General features: G+C 69.8%; 14 protein-coding genes. 7 read left to right on the top strand and 7 right to left on the bottom strand.

Going from position 1 to position 16,806, the window contains the following annotated elements:
* Positions 1-3: 3 nt before the first annotated feature.
* Positions 4-855 (bottom strand): 3-methyl-2-oxobutanoate hydroxymethyltransferase, encoded by an 852-nt coding sequence (panB, locus tag AB0P25_RS00140; protein ID WP_363804673.1) that lies wholly within the window; start codon positions 853-855, stop codon positions 4-6.
* A gap of 136 nt (positions 856-991) precedes the next feature.
* Here panB and glnA (AB0P25_RS00135) point away from each other — a divergent pair, with 136 nt between their 5' ends.
* The 5 genes from glnA (AB0P25_RS00135) to AB0P25_RS00115 all read left to right on the top strand — a co-directional run bounded on the left by glnA (AB0P25_RS00135) (position 992) and on the right by AB0P25_RS00115 (position 7,633).
* Positions 992-2,329, top strand: coding sequence for a type I glutamate--ammonia ligase (gene glnA / locus AB0P25_RS00135; protein ID WP_064109274.1), 1,338 nt, complete (start codon positions 992-994; stop codon positions 2,327-2,329).
* 11 nt (positions 2,330-2,340) lie between these two features.
* Positions 2,341-5,364, top strand: coding sequence for a bifunctional [glutamine synthetase] adenylyltransferase/[glutamine synthetase]-adenylyl-L-tyrosine phosphorylase (locus AB0P25_RS00130; RefSeq protein WP_363804671.1), 3,024 nt, complete (start codon positions 2,341-2,343; stop codon positions 5,362-5,364).
* Positions 5,365-5,513: 149 nt separating this feature from the next.
* On the top strand, positions 5,514-6,980 hold the full coding sequence (locus AB0P25_RS00125) for a glycosyl hydrolase (protein WP_363804670.1): 1,467 nt from the start codon (positions 5,514-5,516) through the stop codon (positions 6,978-6,980).
* A gap of 54 nt (positions 6,981-7,034) precedes the next feature.
* Entirely contained in the window at positions 7,035-7,316 is a 282-nt protein-coding gene (locus AB0P25_RS00120) for a type II toxin-antitoxin system RelE/ParE family toxin (protein WP_363804669.1), read from the top strand.
* 32 nt (positions 7,317-7,348) lie between these two features.
* The gene (locus tag AB0P25_RS00115; protein WP_363804667.1) at positions 7,349-7,633 is read left to right on the top strand and encodes a HigA family addiction module antitoxin; all 285 of its coding nucleotides are present in this window, start codon (positions 7,349-7,351) and stop codon (positions 7,631-7,633) included.
* A 70-nt stretch (positions 7,634-7,703) separates the two neighbouring features.
* Here AB0P25_RS00115 and glnA (AB0P25_RS00110) read toward each other — a convergent pair whose 3' ends face one another.
* A complete protein-coding gene (gene glnA, locus AB0P25_RS00110) occupies positions 7,704-9,128 on the bottom strand; it encodes a type I glutamate--ammonia ligase (RefSeq protein ID WP_363804665.1) in 1,425 nt (474 codons plus the stop codon).
* A 140-nt stretch (positions 9,129-9,268) separates the two neighbouring features.
* Between glnA (AB0P25_RS00110) and AB0P25_RS00105 the strand changes: the two genes are divergently transcribed.
* Positions 9,269-9,691, top strand: a complete 423-nt coding sequence (locus AB0P25_RS00105; protein WP_363804664.1) for an RDD family protein — start codon at positions 9,269-9,271, stop codon at positions 9,689-9,691.
* Between the two features lie 88 nt (positions 9,692-9,779).
* Here AB0P25_RS00105 and AB0P25_RS00100 read toward each other — a convergent pair whose 3' ends face one another.
* The 3 genes from AB0P25_RS00100 to lipB form a co-directional block, all read right to left on the bottom strand.
* The gene (locus AB0P25_RS00100) at positions 9,780-10,475 is read right to left on the bottom strand and encodes a DUF4191 domain-containing protein (protein ID WP_363804663.1); all 696 of its coding nucleotides are present in this window, start codon (positions 10,473-10,475) and stop codon (positions 9,780-9,782) included.
* Between the two features lie 62 nt (positions 10,476-10,537).
* Positions 10,538-11,527 (bottom strand): lipoyl synthase, encoded by a 990-nt coding sequence (gene lipA, locus AB0P25_RS00095; protein ID WP_363804662.1) that lies wholly within the window; start codon positions 11,525-11,527, stop codon positions 10,538-10,540.
* Positions 11,524-12,183, bottom strand: coding sequence for a lipoyl(octanoyl) transferase LipB (gene lipB / locus AB0P25_RS00090; protein WP_363804661.1), 660 nt, complete (start codon positions 12,181-12,183; stop codon positions 11,524-11,526). The genes lipA and lipB overlap by 4 nt, the downstream gene beginning before the upstream one ends.
* Positions 12,184-12,302: 119 nt before the next feature.
* Here lipB and AB0P25_RS00085 point away from each other — a divergent pair, with 119 nt between their 5' ends.
* Positions 12,303-13,838 (top strand): hypothetical protein, encoded by a 1,536-nt coding sequence (locus AB0P25_RS00085; protein WP_363804660.1) that lies wholly within the window; start codon positions 12,303-12,305, stop codon positions 13,836-13,838.
* A 5-nt stretch (positions 13,839-13,843) separates the two neighbouring features.
* Here the strand turns inward: AB0P25_RS00085 and sucB are convergent, their stop codons facing one another.
* On the bottom strand, positions 13,844-15,352 hold the full coding sequence (gene sucB / locus AB0P25_RS00080; protein ID WP_363804659.1) for a 2-oxoglutarate dehydrogenase, E2 component, dihydrolipoamide succinyltransferase: 1,509 nt from the start codon (positions 15,350-15,352) through the stop codon (positions 13,844-13,846).
* 78 nt (positions 15,353-15,430) lie between these two features.
* Positions 15,431-16,804: a dihydrolipoyl dehydrogenase gene (gene lpdA, locus AB0P25_RS00075; RefSeq protein ID WP_363804658.1), complete on the bottom strand. Its 1,374-nt coding sequence runs from the start codon at positions 16,802-16,804 to the stop codon at positions 15,431-15,433.
* Between the last annotated feature and the right edge of the window lie 2 nt (positions 16,805-16,806).

The following is a 16,806-nucleotide window of genomic DNA, read 5'->3' as shown; positions in this document are numbered from 1 at the left end:
GCGCTAGAAGCTGTGCTCCTCGGTGGGGAAGGCGCCGTTCTGCACGTCCGCCTTGTAGGCGCGGGCGGCGTCCCCGAGGATCGTCTTCAGATCGGCGTACTGCTTCACGAAGCGCGGCACGCGTCCCGTCGACAGGCCGGCCCAGTCCGTCCACACCAGCAGCTGGCCGTCGGTGTGCGGGCCCGCGCCGACGCTGATGGTCGGGATGCGCAGCTCGGCGGTCACGCGCTTCGCCACCTCGGCGGGCACCATCTCCAGCACGACCGCGAAGGCCCCCGCCTCCTCGACCGCGTGAGCGTCGGCAAGCACCTGCTCGGCAGCGTCCCCGCGCCCCTGCACGAGGTGACCGCCGAGTCCGTGCTCGCTCTGCGGCGTGAACCCGATGTGCGCCATGACGGGGATGCCCGCCTCCACGATGCGCCGGATCTGCTCGGCGCTGCGCCGGCCGCCCTCGAGCTTCACCGCGTGCGCTCCCGTCTCCTTCATGAAGCGCACGGCGGTGTGAAGCGCCTCTAACGGCCCGGTCTCGTAGGAGCCGAACGGCATGTCGGCGACCACGAACGCGCGCTTGACGGCCTTGGCGACCGCGCGGGTCAGCGGGATGAGGTCGTCGATGGTCACAGGCAGCGTCGTGTCGTAGCCGAGCACGTTGTTGCCGGCCGAGTCGCCGACGAGCAGGAAGTCGATCCCCGCCTCGTCGAAGATCTGCGCGGTCAGCATGTCGTAGCTGGTGAGGCCGGTGAACGGCGCGCCCTCCTCCTTGGCCGCCTGGAAGTGCCGGGTGCGCACTCGCTTCAGCGACTGCATCGACGACGTGGTCGGATGAACGGAGGGCACCGGTGACTGCTCACTCATAGCGCCAGTCTAGTGACGCGGGAGGAATACCGATTCGGCACGAATGGACGTTATGCGGCGTCCTATTCGGCGATTCAGCACGAATCCTCAGCGGCGCGGAACCACTAGTCTGGAACCGGCCGAGGAAAGGGGCAGGATGGACAAGCAGCGCGACTTCGTTCTTCGCACGATCGAGGAGCGTGGCGTCAAGTTCGTGAGGCTGTGGTTCACCGATGTCGTCGGAACGCTGAAGTCCGTCGCGATCGCCCCGGCCGAGGTCGAGGGCGCGTTCAGCGAAGGCCTCGGGTTCGACGGTTCGGCCATCGAGGGCCTGACGCGCGCCTACGAGTCCGACCTGCTCGCGCTGCCGGATGCCACGACCTTCCAGATCCTCCCGTGGCGCGGCGAGATCGACCCGACCGCGCGGATGTTCTGCGACATCACGACGCCCGACGGCCAGCCCGCCGTCTCCGACCCGCGCAACGTCCTGAAGCGGACGCTCGAGAAGGCGGCCGACCGCGGCTTCACGTTCTACACCCATCCCGAGATCGAGTTCTACCTGCTCAAGTCGTCGTCGTTCGGCGAGGAGGGCCCCGAGCCCGTCGACTCCGCCGGTTACTTCGACAATGTCCCCGGCGGCACCGCACACGACTTCCGTCGCCGCTCCGTTCGGATGCTGGAGGACCTGGGCATCTCGGTCGAGTTCAGCCACCACGAGGCCGGCCCGGGTCAGAACGAGATCGACCTGCGCTACGCCGACGCGCTCACCACGGCGGACAACATCATGACGTTCCGCACGGTCATCAAGGAGGTGGCGATCGAGCAGGGCGTCTACGCGACCTTCATGCCGAAGCCGCTGCAGGGCCACCCGGGCTCCGGCATGCACACGCATATGTCGCTGTTCGAGGGCGACACCAACGCCTTCTTCGAGCCGGGCGCGCAGTACCAGCTGTCGAAGATCGGCCGCCACTTCATCGCCGGCCTGCTCCGCCACGCGCCCGAGATCACGGCCGTCACGAACCAGTTCGTGAACTCCTACAAGCGTCTGTGGGGCGGCGACGAGGCGCCCAGCTTCGTCAGCTGGGGCCACAACAACCGCTCGGCCCTCGTCCGCGTGCCGCTGTACAAGCCCAACAAGGGGCAGAGCTCGCGCGTCGAGTACCGGGCGATGGATTCGGCGGCCAACCCGTACCTCGCCTTCTCGCTGCTCCTCGCGGCGGGCCTCAAGGGCATCGAGGGCCAGTACGAGCTGCCGCCGGAGGCCGAGGACAACGTCTGGGCGCTGTCAGACGGCGAGCGTCGCGCGCTCGGCTACAGCCAGCTACCGGCCAGCCTCGACCACGCCATCTCGCTGATGGAGGACTCCGAGCTCGTCGCGGAGACCCTGGGGGAGCAGGCGTTCAACTACGTGCTGCTCAACAAGCGGCGGGAGTGGTCCGAGTACCGCGCGCAGGTCACCCCCTTCGAGCTGCGGACCAACCTCGAGATCCTCTGACCGCTGACGAAGTGACCCGGCAGCAGCTCTCCCTCACCGCCCTGGCGCGTGCCGGGTTCGTGGGGCTGAGCTCGGTCCGCGACGAGCTGGACGAGCTCGCCGACCTGACCGGGCTCGACCCGGAGGAGCTGACCGGAGCGATCTCGGCGGCTGCGGATCCGGACACGGCGCTGGCGTGGGCACTGCGGCTGCTGCGGCAGGCGCCCGACCGTGCCCGGCCTCGCTTCGCCACGGAGGAGGACGCCCGCCGGCTGTTCCGCGTGATCGGCGCGTCGGAGGGCATCGCCGAGTTCTTCCTGCGCCAGCCGCAGGAGCTGGACGCGCTCGCGCATCCTATCACCGACCTGCCGGGCCCGGAGGAGCTGCGGGCCGATCTCCTCGACGCGGTGGACGCCGTCGCCGGCGTGGCCGCGGACGCTGACGAGCGCGCCTGGACCGCCCTCCGCATCCGCTACCGTCGGCGCCTCGTGCAGCTGGCCGCCTACGACCTGGAGCAGGCCGATCCGGTCGCCGGGTTCGACGCTGTCGCCGCCGCGCTCAGCGACCTCGCCTCGGCAGCACTGGAGGCGTCCCTCGCCGTCGCCCGGAGAATGACCATCGGCTCGGGCCCTGGACGCTTCCCGGAGCAGCAGGTCCGCGCCACGCCTTTCGCCGTGATCGGGATGGGCAAGGCCGGCGCACGCGAGCTCAACTACCTCAGCGACGTCGACGTCATCTTCGTGACGGAGGGTGTCGAGTCCGCCGGCCTCGAACCCGGACGCGCCGTCGACATCGCGACGCGCCTCGCCATGCTCACCATGCGCGGCATCCACGAGCCCGCCATCGAGCCCGGCCTGTGGGAGGTCGACCCCAACCTGCGGCCGGAGGGCAAGGACGGCGCGCTCGTCCGCACCCTCGACTCCCACATCGCGTACTACGACCGCTGGGCGAAGGGCTGGGAGTTCCAGGCGCTCCTGAAGGCGCGCCCGCTCGCCGGCGATCCCGACCTGAGTGACCGGTACGTCGCCGCGCTGGCGCCGAAGGTCTGGAGCAGTGCCTCCCGCGAGAACTTCGTCGAGTCGGTGCAGCGGATGCGCGAGCGCGTCACCGACAACATCCCCGACGACGAGGTGCACTACCAGCTGAAGCTCGGCCCCGGCGGCCTGCGCGACGTGGAGTTCACGGTGCAGCTGCTGCAGCTCGTCCACGGCCAGGCGGACGAGGAGGTGCGGCAGCGCGACACCCTGTCGGCCCTCGCTGCGCTGGCCGCGCAGGGCTACATCGGGCGAGAGGAGTCCGCCACCTTCTCGCACGACTACCGCAGCCTCCGCCTCATGGAGCACCGGCTGCAGCTGCGCCGCCTGACCCGCACCCACCTCATGCCGCGCGACGAGGCGGACGTCCGCATCCTCGCCCGGGCCACCGGCCTGGCGCCGAACGCCGACCAGCTGCTCACCACCTGGAACGAGATCAAGCACCGGGTCCGCGGCCTGCATGAGCGCCTCTTCTACCGCCCGCTCCTCAGCGCCGTCGCCTCCACACCAGTGGAGGACGCGCGGCTGGCCGGGGGAGTCGGCCTCACCAGCGCCCAGGCCGAGGCGCGGCTCGCGGCGATCGGATTCCGCGACCCCCGCGGCGCGCTCGGCCACATCGCCGCGCTGACCACCGGCGTCTCGCGGCGCGCGACCATCCAGCGTCACCTGCTGCCGGTGATGCTGCAGTGGTTCGCCGACGGCCCCGACCCGGACTACGGCCTCCTCACCTTCCGCCGCCTGAGCGAGGAGCTGGGCGGCACGCACTGGTACCTCCGGATGCTGCGCGACTCCACCGGCGCGGCCGAGCGCCTGACGCGGGTGCTGTCGGGCTCGCGCTTCGCGGGCGAACTGCTCGGCCGCATCCCGGAGTCGGCGGCGTGGCTGGAGTCGGAGGACGAGTTGCGGCCGCGGTCGGCCGCGCTGCTGCGGGATGAGACGGCGGCGATCCTCGGACGGCACGAGTCGGTCGACACCGCGGCGACGGCTCTCCGGGCCATGCGTCGTCGTGAGATCCTGCGCCTTGCGGTCTCCGGCATCCTCGGCTTCGCCACGATCGACGAGCTGGCGCGCGGCCTGAGCGACGTCACCGAGAACATGATCGACGGTGTGCTGCGGGCGATCCGGGCCGCACGGGACGACGCCGGCCAGCTCGAGTTCGCGGTGATCGGAATGGGGCGGTTCGGTGGACGCGAGCTCGGCTTCGGCTCCGACGCCGACGTCATGTACGTGTTCCGTCCACTGGCGGCGGACCAGGAGGCGGCCAACCGCGCCGCGCTGACGATCGTCTCGGAACTGAACCGGCTGACCGAGGACAACCGCCTCCCGCTCGACCTCGACATCGGCCTCCGCCCGGAGGGCAAGAACGGCCCGCCGGTGCGCTCCCTGGAGTCGTACCGCGCCTACTATCGCCGCTGGTCGCTGACCTGGGAGGCCCAGGCCCTGCTCCGGGCCCGCGGCGTCGCCGGCGATGCGCCCCTCCTGGCGGACTTCGCCGAGCTCGCCGACGAGGTGCGGTATCCCGCGTCGATCGGCGAGCAGGAGGTGCGCGAGGTGAAGCGCATCAAGGCCCGCGTCGAGAACGAACGCCTGCCGCAGGGCGCGGATCCTTCCCGTCACCTGAAGCTCGGCCGCGGCTCGCTGAGCGACGTGGAGTGGTTCGTGCAGCTCATCCAGCTGGAGCACGCCGCCGCCGTGCCCGCGCTGCGCACCCCCTCCACTCTCGAGGCGCTGGCCGCCGCGGCCGCCCACGGTTTCGTGTCGGAGGAGGACGCCGCCCGTCTGCGCGACGCGTGGATCTTCGCCTCCCGCACCCGCTCGGCGATGACCCTCTGGACGAACAAGACCGCCGACGTGCTGCCCTCCGACCGGGTCGCGCTGGACGGCGTCGCCCGCCTGATGGAGTACCCGCCCGGCTCCGCGAGCAGGCTGGAGGAGGACTACCTCGCGGTCACCCGCCGTGCGCGCCAGGTCTTCGAGCGCGCCTTCTACGGAGCCCCGCAGCGGCCGACGCCGACGGCGTGATCCTCGGACTTCCCGGGTAGACGGCGCGTTTCGGCCAGGTAAATTCCGGCTGGATCGGGTTGTCCTCTCACGCCGTGGCCCCCACACTGGGGCCACCCGGTCCCCGATGTCGTGGATGAAACCAACCCTCCCGTATCCGGAGGTGCACCATGTCGACCAGTTCTCCTCGCTTCTGGGCCCGCAGCCGTACGAACGCCCGCGTCACCGCCGTTGCGGCGCTCGTGCTCGCCGCGTGTCTGGTCGCCGTCTCGTGGTTCGTCTGGTCGACGCCCGAGAACCCGGTTCGGAAGGTGGCGGACTCCGTCATCGCCGCGACGAATCCGCTCGCCGTGCAGAACGCCCAGCTGAAGAAGAAGCTGAGCACGACCTCGGACACGGTCGCCAGCCAGGCCGTCCGGCTGAAGCGTCAGGCCGCGGCGGCCGCCGTCGCCTCGGCGGCGCACGCGAAGGAGATGGCGTCGGCGCAGCAGCAGCTCGCAGCGGCGCAGCAGGAGATCGCACGGCTCAAGGCGGACGGCAACGACGGCTCGGGAGGGTCGCTGTCGGGAGGTTCTTCGGCGTCCGGCGGCTCGGCGCATCCGTCGACGGGCGGCGGCAAGGGGAACACGCAGACCGCCGCCACCATCACGGCGCCCAGCCGCGACAGCCTGCTGCACCCGGACAAGCGCTACTTCGGGATGTACACCGAGCAGGCGCCGTTCAACTGGGCGACCTTCGACGCGACGTCCAAGAAGATCGGCGTGCAGCCGAACGTCGTGGGATACTTCAGCGGATGGGATGAGAACTTCCGGTCCAGCGCCGTCACCCGCGCGTGGCAGCAGGGCCGCCTCCCACTGCTCACCTGGGAGTCCCGTCCCATCGGGGCTGACAACAACACCAACGTTGCGCCCGAATACTCGCTGCCGAAGATCATCGACGGCGGCTTCGATGCGTACCTGCATCAGTACGCGAAGGACATCATCGCGACGGGGCTGCCCGTCGCGATCCGCCTGGACCACGAGATGAACGGCACGTGGTATCCGTGGTCTGAGCTCACAGGAGCGAACAAGCCGATCAACGGGAACAACGTGGGCGATTACGTGAGGATGTGGCGGCACGTCCACGACATCTTCCAGCAGGAGGGCGCGAACAATCTGGTGATCTGGGTGTGGGCACCGAACATCATCAACAACATGCGGCCGGCGTCGCACGCCACACAGGAGTTCCTGAACGGCTATTACCCCGGGGACGACTACGTCGACTGGGTGGGACTCTCGGGCTACCTGCGCCCGCCGTGGCGTGCCGGGAACGACTTCACCTCGTCCTACACCTACGACGCGAGCCTCAACCAGCTCCGGGCACTGACGACCAAGCCGATCTTCCTCGCCGAAGTCGGAGCATCGGAGACCGACGGCCATAAGGCGACCTGGGTGAAGAGCTTCTTCGACGGATTCGCGGACCCCAAGAACGCGGACATCATCGGCTTCAGCTGGTTCAGCCTGGCGATCACGAGCTACGTCGGCGGAGAACGCTCGACGAACGACTGGCGCATCGACTCCAGGTCGGATTCGCTGGCGGCGTTCTCGCAGGGGATCTCGCGGCCGGATACGGGGTTCGCGCTGATACCGGCGGATTGAGCTGCCAAAGGTAGTAACGCTTGCCGTTAATAACGCAACGCGTTACTATAGAGCATGCTCCAATCCTTCGCCGACCGCGACACGGAAGCGGTCTGGTTCGGAATCGCGACCAAGCGATTCGGACCCGACCTCCGCCGGGTCGCCCGGCGGAAGCTGACCATGCTGAACGCGGCCGCCGTCCTCGACGACTGCCGCGTCCCTCCGGGCAATCGCTTGGAGAAGCTGGCCGGAGACCGGTCCGGTGAGTACAGCATCCGTGTCAACGACCAATTCCGGATCTGCTTCCGATGGACGAGCGGCGGACCGGCCGATGTCGAGCTCGTCGACTACCACTGACTGCCGTAGCGCGCACGATCGAGGAGAGCACCATGACTGAATTCATCACACCGGGAGAGATCCTCCGCGAGGAGTTCATGGTCCCGCTCGGCCTCACGAAGTACGCGCTTGCCAAAGCCATCCACGTCCCTGCTCAGCGCGTGGGCGACATCGTGGCGGGCAAGCGGGCCATCACCCCCGACACCGCGCTCCGCCTGTCCCGTCTCTTCGGCACGACGGCGGAATTCTGGTTGAACCTGCAGACGCACTACGACCTGGAGCGCGCGATCGACGCACACGGCGCCGAGTTCGACGACATCCAGCCGCTGGCCGGCTGAACTCGTCCGACGACAGCGAAAGGGCCGCACCCCTCGCGGGATGCGGCCCTTCCGTGACGCCTGACGCGGATCAGACCCCGTAGTAGAGCTCGTACTCGAACGGGTGCGGACGCTGCGCGAGGGGCTTGATCTCCTTCTCGCGCTTGTACTCGATCCAGGTCTCGATGAGCTCCGGGGTGAACACGCCGCCCGCGGTGAGGAAGTCGTGGTCGGCCTCGAGCGCGTCGAGGGCCTCGCCGAGCGATGCCGGCACCTGGGGGATGTTCTTGGCCTCCTCCGGCGGGAGCTCGTAGAGGTCCTTGTCGACCGGCTCGTGCGGCTCGATGCGGTTCTTGATGCCGTCGAGGCCCGCCATCAGCTGGGCGGCGAACGCGAGGTACGGGTTGCCGGAGGCGTCGGGCGCGCGGAACTCGATGCGCTTGGCCTTCGGGTTGGAGCCCGTGATCGGGATGCGGATCGACGCCGAGCGGTTACCGGCCGAGTAGACCAGGTTGACCGGCGCCTCGAAGCCCGGCACCAGGCGGTGGAACGAGTTCACCGTCGGGTTCGTGAAGGCGAGCACCGCGGGGGCGTGCTTGAGCAGGCCGCCGATGTACCAGCGGGCGACATCCGACAGGCCGCCGTAGCCGGCCTCGTCGTAGAACAGCGGCTTGCCGTCGTTCCACAGCGACTGGTGGGTGTGCATGCCCGAGCCGTTGTCGCCGAACAGCGGCTTCGGCATGAACGTCGCCGTCTTGCCCCACTCGCTGGCCGTGTTCTTCACGATGTACTTGAACTTCAGGATGTCGTCCGCAGCGTGGACCATCGTGTCGAACTTGTAGTTGATCTCGCCCTGGCCGGCGGTGCCGACCTCGTGGTGCGAGCGCTCGACCTCGAGGCCGGCCTCCACGAGCTTGAGGACGATGTCGTCGCGCAGGTCGGCGTGCTGGTCGACCGGCGAGACGGGGAAGTAGCCGCCCTTGTACGGGGTCTTGTTGGCGAGGTTGCCGCCCTCTTCGGTCCGGCCCGAGTTCCAGGCGCCCTCGCTGGAGTCGACGGAGTAGAAGCTCGAGTGCTGGTTCACCTCGTAGCGGACGTCGTCGAAGATGTAGAACTCCGCCTCCGGGGCGAAGAACGCGGTGTCGGCGATGCCGGTCGACGCGAGGTACTTCTCGGCCTTCTTGGCGACCTGACGCGGGTCCTTCGCGTAGATCTCGCCGTTGCGCGGGTTGTAGATGTCGAACACCATGATGAGGGTGCGCTCGGCGCGGAACGGGTCGACGTAGGCGGTCGACACATCCGGGATGAGCTGCATGTCCGACTCGTGGATCGACGCGAAGCCGCGGATCGAGGAGCCGTCGAACAGCTGGCCGACGGAGAAGAAGTCCTCGTCGACGGTAGCGGCGGGGATGTTGAAGTGCTGCTGCACACCGGGAAGGTCGGTGAAGCGGATATCAAGGAACTTGACGTCGGTGTCCTTGATGAACTTGAGCACCTCGGAAGAATCACGGAACATGCGGACGACTCCCAATGGCTTTGCGGGTGACCGGACTGCGCGTGCAGCCCACGGGTCAAACGTAGGGGGAGGCCGTTTCCCCGGGGTCACGCCTATGTTTCGAGCATGTTACGCGTACCCCGGCCGGGTAGAATCGGCGGGTGCCGCAGAACCCCTCGAACCGTCCCGGCGACATCGCCCCCAGCCGCTACCCGGGGGAACGTCTCGGGTTGCCGGAGGGGGGTCCGCGCTCGGTCGGCCGCCTGGGCCGGCGCATCGGGGCGATCGCCGTCGACTGGGCGATCGCGTCGTTCCTGTCGTTCGCCTTCTTCCATTACGACCAGTGGGCGACGCTCGGCCTCTTCGCGTTGCTGCAGATCGTCTTCATCCCGACCATCGGCGGGAGCCTCGGCCACCGCATATTCGGGATGCGCGTCGTCGCTGTGCGCGGCGGCTGGGTCGGCGTCTGGCGCCCGATCGTCCGCACGCTGCTGCTGTGCGTCGTGATCCCGGCGCTCGTGTGGGACTCCGACCAGCGCGGCTTCCACGACAAGGTGGCCGGAACCGTCCTCATCCGCGCTTGAGCACGATCCGCCCGGCACAGGAAAAACGTCGCGGATCCTGTGGATCCGCGACGTTTCGCTGTTGTCGGCGGCTCGAAGCCTACTAAGGTCAGCGTGCCCGCTGCGCGCGGACCTTCATCGGGTCGATGCCCTTCGGGATCGGCATCTGGTTCTCCATCGACTGGAGGCGGTTGCTGATCGCCAGCACCTCGGCCTTGGTGAGGGTCGGCTTGATCTTGGCGAGCGTGCGCGGCACCTTGTGCAGCGGCACCGAGTCCGCGTCCGGGCCGACGCTGATGATCGTCACCGGCACGTTCGGGAGGACGCGGTTCACCTTGCGGCGCTCCTCGTCGACCATGCGCTTGGTGCGGGTCGCCGGGCCCTCGCTGATGAGCACGACGCCGCCGCGCCCGGTCGCCCGGTACACCGCATCCTGCGTCTTGCCGTTGACCGCGACCGGCATCTCGGAGCCGCGCCAGCTGCGCTTGAGCGACGACCGCAGCACGGCGCCGACCGCACCCGGCTGACCCTCGATCTGCGAGTACGCCGCGCGCTCGGCACGGCGGCCGAGGATGATGAGCGCGATCAGGACGCCCGCGAGCACGCCGGCGAGGATCCAGAGCACCATCGTGAAGATGTTGCCGCCGGACAGGAACACCGCGAGCAGCACGCCGAGGATGATCGGCAGGACAGCCCCGAGGACGATGTAGAGGACCGCGCGGTCGTCGTAGCGACGGGTCATCTGGAAGACCTGCCACATCTGCTTCAGACGGCCGGGCTCCTTGGTGGACTTGTCCTTTGCCATAGCTCCAAGGATACCGGCTCGGCGGTGTTCCAGATGACCCGTTCGCTGCTGGGGGAGACCTCTCAGGAGACGGCCTGCGCGAAGCCGAGGGAGGCGTCCGCGAGGTGCCGGAGGTGGTCCGGGACCGGCCGCCCCTTCGCCTGCATCGACTGCGCCCACAGCCGCCCGGCGCGGTACGACGAACGCACCAGCGGCCCGGCGAGGACCCCGAGGAACCCGATCTCCTCGGCCTCCTCCTTGAGCTCGACGAACTCGTCCGGATGCACCCAGCGCGCGACGGGCAGGTGCCGTGGGCTCGGCCGCAGGTACTGCGTGATCGTGATGATGTCCGTCCCCGCGTCGTGGAGGTCCTGGAGCGCGGTGCTGATCTCGTGCCGCTCTTCGCCCATCCCGAGGATGAGGTTCGACTTCGTGATCAGGCCCGCGTCGCGTCCCTGGGTCAGCACGTCGAGCGAGCGTTCGTAGCGGAACGCCGGCCGGATGCGCTTGAAGATGCGCGGGACGGTCTCGACGTTGTGCGCGAACACCTCGGGACGCGCGTCGAACACGCGCCCCAGGTGCTCCGGGTTGCCGGAGAAGTCGGGCACAAGGATCTCGACCCCGGTACCGGGGGACTGGCGGTGGATCTCGCGGATCGTCTCCGCGTACAGCCACGAGCCCTCGTCCTCCAGGTCGTCGCGAGCGACGCCGGTCACTGTGGCGTAGCGCAGGCCCATCCGTTCGACGGATTCGCCGACGCGGCGCGGCTCGTCGCGGTCGAAGTCGGCCGGTTTGCCGGTGTCGATCTGGCAGAAGTCGCAGCGTCGGGTGCACTGGGAGCCGCCGATGAGGAACGTCGCCTCCCGGTCCTCCCAGCACTCGTAAATGTTCGGACAGCCGGCCTCCTGGCAGACGGTGTGCAGCTCCTCGGACTTCACCAGGCTCTGGAGCTGGCGGTACTCGGGACCCATCTTCGCCTTGGTCTTGATCCACTCGGGCTTGCGCTCGATCGGCGTCTGGGCGTTGCGGACCTCGAGGCGCAGCATCCGGCGCCCCTCGGGTGCGGCGCTCACGCGACGGCCCCGGCGGGGGTGAACTCGAGGTCGAAGGCGTCCTGGACCAGCGGCGCGACGTCCTGCGGGGTGACGGTGCGGCCCAGGACACGCGAGATCGTGGTGACGCCGGCGTCGCGGATGCCGCACGCGACGATCCGGTCGTAGGCGTCGAGGCTGTTCGAGCAGTTGAGCGCGAAGCCGTGCATGGTGACGCCCTCCGCGACGCGGATGCCGATGGCGGCGATCTTCTCGTCTCGGGTCGCTCCGGGATTGTGCTCGGGCAGCATCCACACGCCGGAGCGGCCCTCGACCTGGACGCCGGTCACGCCGACGCGGGCGAGCACGTCGATGAGGACGCGTTCGAGCGCACGGACGTAGCCGACGACGTCGATGGGGTCGTGGAGGCGGAGGATCGGGTACCCCACGAGCTGCCCCGGCCCGTGCCAGGTGATCTTGCCGCCGCGGTCGACGTCGACGACGGGGGTTCCGTCGGTCGGACGCTCGTCCGGTGCGGTGCGCTTGCCGGCGGTGTACACCGGCGAGTGCTCGAGGAGGATGACGGTGTCTGGCGCCCGGCCTGCGACGACGGCGGCGTGCAGGGCACGCTGCTGCTGAAGGGCCTCGAGATACGGCACGGAGTTGGCGCTTAGCCCCGTGACGTCATACGTGGTCACGGGGTCAGTTTATGCGCGGATGCGGCGGGAGTCGTCCACAGGCGAAGGTCGGGCCGGGGTTATCCACCGATTCGGATCCACTCGGGGTCGGCGGTTGCGCGGTCGGCTGGGATGGAGTCGTGATCAGAACCTCCCGCTCCTCCCGTTCATCGTCGGCCGACCCGTCCGAAGCCCTGCGCGTGGCCGTGCAGCTCGCGAAAGCGGAGGGGTGGGAGGCCGATCCCTCGTGTCGTCCCGCCGGCGTCTCTACGGAGGGGCGTGTCGTGGTGACCGGTGCGGTGTCGGGGCGGCGGTGTCTGCTCCGCGTGCGCGAGAGACGGGGAGCGGAGCCGGTGGACGCGGCGGCCCGCGAGGGCGCGGCGTCCGAGCACGTGGTCGGCGTGGTGCGCCGCCTTGGTGGCCGCCGCAACCGCGGGCGCGAATGGGAGGCCGTCCTGTTGTCCTATCCCGAGGGCGGAGACCTCTCGCGACGGTTGACACGGGACTGCGGCCTTCGCGGTGGTGAGGCGGCGACCGTCCTGCTCGGCATCGCCGACGGTCTCGCTGCGCTGCACCGGGCCGGCTGGGCGCGCCCGGGCCTGAGCCCGAGCGGCATCGCGTTCGCCGCGGACGGCTGTCCGGCGCTCGACGAGTTGGATGGGGTGGTGCCGTTCGATCCGGACGCGGCGGTCGCGGATGCGGAGGCGTACTTCGCACTAGCGCGGACCGTGTGCCTGCGCGTCACCGACGGTACGGGGATGACGCTGCTGGGCGCGGTCGAGAGAGGGCTGCGGCAGGGGACGTGGGAGCACGTCGAGGCGTCCGTGTCGGCGGCGGTGGCGCCGGAGCCGGTCAGGCTGCCGGAGCTGGAGAGTGGTGGTGTCGCAGCCGGGACGATTCCTCGTGAGGCCGCTCGACGGTTGGGAGTGCGAGACGCTGTGGTGTCGGCGATGGCCTTCCTCGACGGGGAGCCTGCGCGCACGGTCGGCCGGCGGCTGGGCATGTGGGCGCGTCGGCGTCCGGCTGTGGTCGCTGCCGGGTCGGTGCCGCTGGTCGCGGCAGTGGCGCTCGTGGCGCTGCTGCCGGCAGCGCCCGCGGAGAGCGCAGGCGCGACGGGCGCGCCGGAGGAATCAGCCCAGGGGGCGAGCAGCAGGCAGCCGAGGCCGGCCGGTGCGACAGCGGCCTCGGGCGCTGGGCGCACGGCTCCCACGAGCACGCCTGCGGCGCCGAGCGATGCGACGTCCGGCCGGACTGATGCGGCTGGAGGGCAGAACGCGTCGGTGCCGTCGCCGGAGAGCGGTTCAGCGGTGTCGACGGCGGTGCCGGCTCCCGAGCCCGGTGGCCGGGAGGCAGCGGATCCGGTTGTGGCGGCGGCTGCTGTACTGGCCGCCCGTCACGCTTGTTTCGCCGAACGGCGCGCCTCGCCGGCCTGCCTCGCGGGAGTCCTGGATGCGGAGCCCGCCTTCGTCGCGCAGGAGACCGATGCACTGACCCGGTCCGGGGCCGCCGACGAGCGTGACTTCACCGGGGCCTCGCTGAGTCTCCTGGAGCGCTGGGGCGACGCTGCGCTGATCGCCGCGGCACCCGATGCGGCGCGCACGCCGAAAAGCGAACCGGCCTCGCTCCTGCTGGTGAGGAGCGAGGCCGGTTGGCGGCTGCGGGCGGTGTACCCGTGAGCGGATCAGATTCCGAGGTTGCCCTCGAAGTTGCCGCCCTCGAGACGGTTCTTGACCGCGACGAGGAAGCGGGCCGCGTCCGCGCCGTCCACGATGCGGTGGTCGTACGAGAGCGCGAGGTACACCGTCGAACGGATTGCGATCGAGTCCGTACCGTCGGCCGAGACGACGACCGGCTTCTTCACGACGATGCCGGTGCCGAGGATGGCGACCTGCGGCAGGAACACCAGCGGCGTGTCGAACAGCGCGCCGCGCGAGCCGGTGTTCGTGACGGTGAACGTTCCGCCCGCGAGCTCGTCCGGCTTGAGGCGGTTGTCGCGGGTGCGCTCGGCGAGGTCGGCGATCTCCTTCGCCAGGGTGGCGATGTCGAGCTCCGACGCGTTGCGCACCACAGGGGTGAGCAGGCCGCGCTCGGTGTCGACGGCAATCGAGATGTTCTCGTGGTCCGGGTAGACGATGCTGTCGCCGTCGACCGTGGCGTTGATGACGGGGTACGTCTTCAGCGCCTCTGCGGCGGCCAGGGTGAAGAACGGCAGGAACGAGAGCTTCACGCCGGTCTTCGCCAGGAAGTCGCCCTTCACGCGGTCGCGGAACGCGGCCACCTTGGTGACGTCCACCTCGACGACGGTGGTCAGCTGCGCGGTGGACTGCATGGAGACCACGGCGCGCTCGGCGACGACCTTGCGCAGGCGCGACATCGGCTGCGTGGTGCCGCGCAGCGGCGAGACCTCGGGAGCCGGAGCGGCCGTGGCCGGGGCGGCGGACGCGGACGCGGCGGGAGCAGCAGCCTGGAGGATGTCCTCCTTGCGGATGCGTCCGCCGACACCGGTGCCGGTGACCGTGGACAGGTCCACGCCCTGCTCGTTGGCGAGCTTGCGGACGATCGGGGTCACGTACCCGGCGTTGCCGGCGTGGGCGCCGCCCGCCGAGGCCTGCGCGGGGGCGGCCTGCGCGGGAGCGGCGGGGGCGGGAGCGGCGGGCTGGGCCGGCGCCTGCTGAGCGGGAGCGGCCTGCTGAGCGGGAGCCTCCTGGGCCGGAGCAGCAGGGGCGGGAGCCGCCTGCGGCGCCTCCCGGGCCGGAGCGGGAGCGGCCTGTGGCGCCTCCTGTGCCGGAGCCGGAGCGGCCTGCGGAGCTTCCTGAGCGGGAGCGGCCTGCGGCGCCTCCTGGGCCGGAGCAGCCTGCGGAGCGGCCTCAGCCGGAGCGGCCTCGGCCGGAGCGGCCTCAGCCGGTGCGGCCTCGGCAGCCGGAGCGGCGGGAGCCTCGGCGCCTGCGCCGGAGCCGTCACCGATGGTCACGAGCGGGGTGCCCACCTCGACCGTCTCGTCCTCCTGCACCAGGATCGCCTCGACGACGCCGGCGACCGGCGACGGGATCTCGGTGTCGACCTTGTCGGTCGAGACTTCGAGCAGGGGCTCGTCCACCTCGACACGGTCGCCAACGTTCTTCAGCCAGCGGGTGACCGTGCCTTCCGTGACGCTCTCGCCGAGCGCCGGGAGGCTGACGGATTCGCTCATGAGCTTTTCTCCTTCAAACCTGATCGTTCAGTAGCTTATTGCAGCCGGGTCCGCCCGCGGCGGACCCGGCTGATCGTCCTAGAGGGTGTGCAGCGGCTTGCCTGCGAGGTACAGGAAGGCCTCGCCCAGCGACTCGTTCTGCGTCGGGTGCGCGTGGATGAGCGGCGCGATGTCCTCGGGGTACGCCTCCCAGTTCACGGCCAGCTGCGCCTCGCCGATGAGCTCGCCGACGCGGGCTCCGATCATGTGCACGCCGAGCACGGGGCCGTCGTTCAGGCGGACGACCTTCACGCTGCCGTTGGTGCCGATGATCTCGCTTCGCGCGTTGCCCGCGAGGCTGTAGTCGTAGCTGCTCACCGCGTCGGCGCCGTACTTCTCGGCCGCCTTGGCCTCGGTGAGGCCGATCGAGGCGACCTCGGGGTCGCAGTAGGTCACCTTGGGGATGTTGACGTCGGGGACGACGATCGGGTTGAGGCCCGCGATCTCCTCCGCGACGAAGATGCCCTGCTGGAAACCGCGGTGCGCGAGCTGGAGGCCGGGGACGATGTCGCCGACGGCGTAGACGCCGGGGATGTTGGTGTGCAGGCGCTCGTCGGTGATGACGAAGCCGCGGTCCAGGGTGACGCCGACCTCGTCGAAGCCGAGGCCCTGCGTGAGCGGGCCGCGGCCGACGGCGACGAGAAGGAGGTCGGCTTCGATGGTGTTGCCGTTCTCGAGCGTGACGACCACGCCGTTCTCGTTCTGGGTGACGCCCTGGAACCGCACGCCCAGGCTGTAGTCGATGCCGCGGCGGCGGAACGCGCGCTCGAGCGACTTGCTGATCGACTCGTCCTCGTTCGGGACCAGGTGGGGGAGCGCCTCGATGATCGTGACGTCCGAGCCGAACGACTTCCAGACGCTCGCGAACTCGACGCCGATGACGCCGCCGCCGAGGACCGCGACCTTCTTCGGCACGAAGTCCAGCTCGAGGGCCTGCTCGCTGGTGATCACGCGGCCGCCGATCTCGAGGCCCGGAAGCGAGCGCGAGTAGGAGCCGGTGGCCAGGATGATGTTCTTGCCGACGATGGTGTCGTCGCCGACCTGCACGGTCGTCGGGGAGGTGAGACGGCCCTCGCCCTCGATGACGGTGATGCCGCGGGCCTTCACGAGGCCCTGCAGGCCCTTGTACTTCTTCGCCACGATGCCCTGGCGGTACTGGGTCACGCCGTTGATGTCGACACCCTGCAGCTCGGTGACGATGCCGTACTTCGACGACTCACGCGAGTAGTCCGCGATCTCGGCCGCGTGGAGCAGCGCCTTCGTCGGGACGCAGCCGCGGTGCAGGCAGGTGCCTCCGACCTTGTCCTTCTCGATCATGCCGACGGTGAAACCGAGCTCGGCCGCACGCAGCGCTGCTGCGTAGCCTCCACTCCCACCGCCGAGCACCACAATGTCAAAGTTCTGCTCAGACACCC

The sequence above is a fragment of the Leifsonia sp. NPDC077715 genome (genome assembly GCF_040686855.1).
Taxonomy (GTDB): domain Bacteria; phylum Actinomycetota; class Actinomycetes; order Actinomycetales; family Microbacteriaceae; genus Leifsonia.
Note: the sequence above shows the minus strand (reverse complement) of the source record. Positions and strands in the feature narration are given on the sequence as shown.

Coding starts and splice junctions, on each gene's coding strand:
- AB0P25_RS00115 (WP_363804667.1), top strand. CDS start 7,349: ATGACTGAATTCATCACACCGGGAGAGATCCTCCGCGAGGAGTTCATG.
- AB0P25_RS00120 (WP_363804669.1), top strand. CDS start 7,035: ATGCTCCAATCCTTCGCCGACCGCGACACGGAAGCGGTCTGGTTCGGA.
- AB0P25_RS00125 (WP_363804670.1), top strand. CDS start 5,514: ATGTCGACCAGTTCTCCTCGCTTCTGGGCCCGCAGCCGTACGAACGCC.
- panB (WP_363804673.1), bottom strand. CDS start 855: ATGAGTGAGCAGTCACCGGTGCCCTCCGTTCATCCGACCACGTCGTCG.
- AB0P25_RS00100 (WP_363804663.1), bottom strand. CDS start 10,475: ATGGCAAAGGACAAGTCCACCAAGGAGCCCGGCCGTCTGAAGCAGATG.
- sucB (WP_363804659.1), bottom strand. CDS start 15,352: ATGAGCGAATCCGTCAGCCTCCCGGCGCTCGGCGAGAGCGTCACGGAA.
- glnA (WP_064109274.1), top strand. CDS start 992: ATGGACAAGCAGCGCGACTTCGTTCTTCGCACGATCGAGGAGCGTGGC.
- glnA (WP_363804665.1), bottom strand. CDS start 9,128: ATGTTCCGTGATTCTTCCGAGGTGCTCAAGTTCATCAAGGACACCGAC.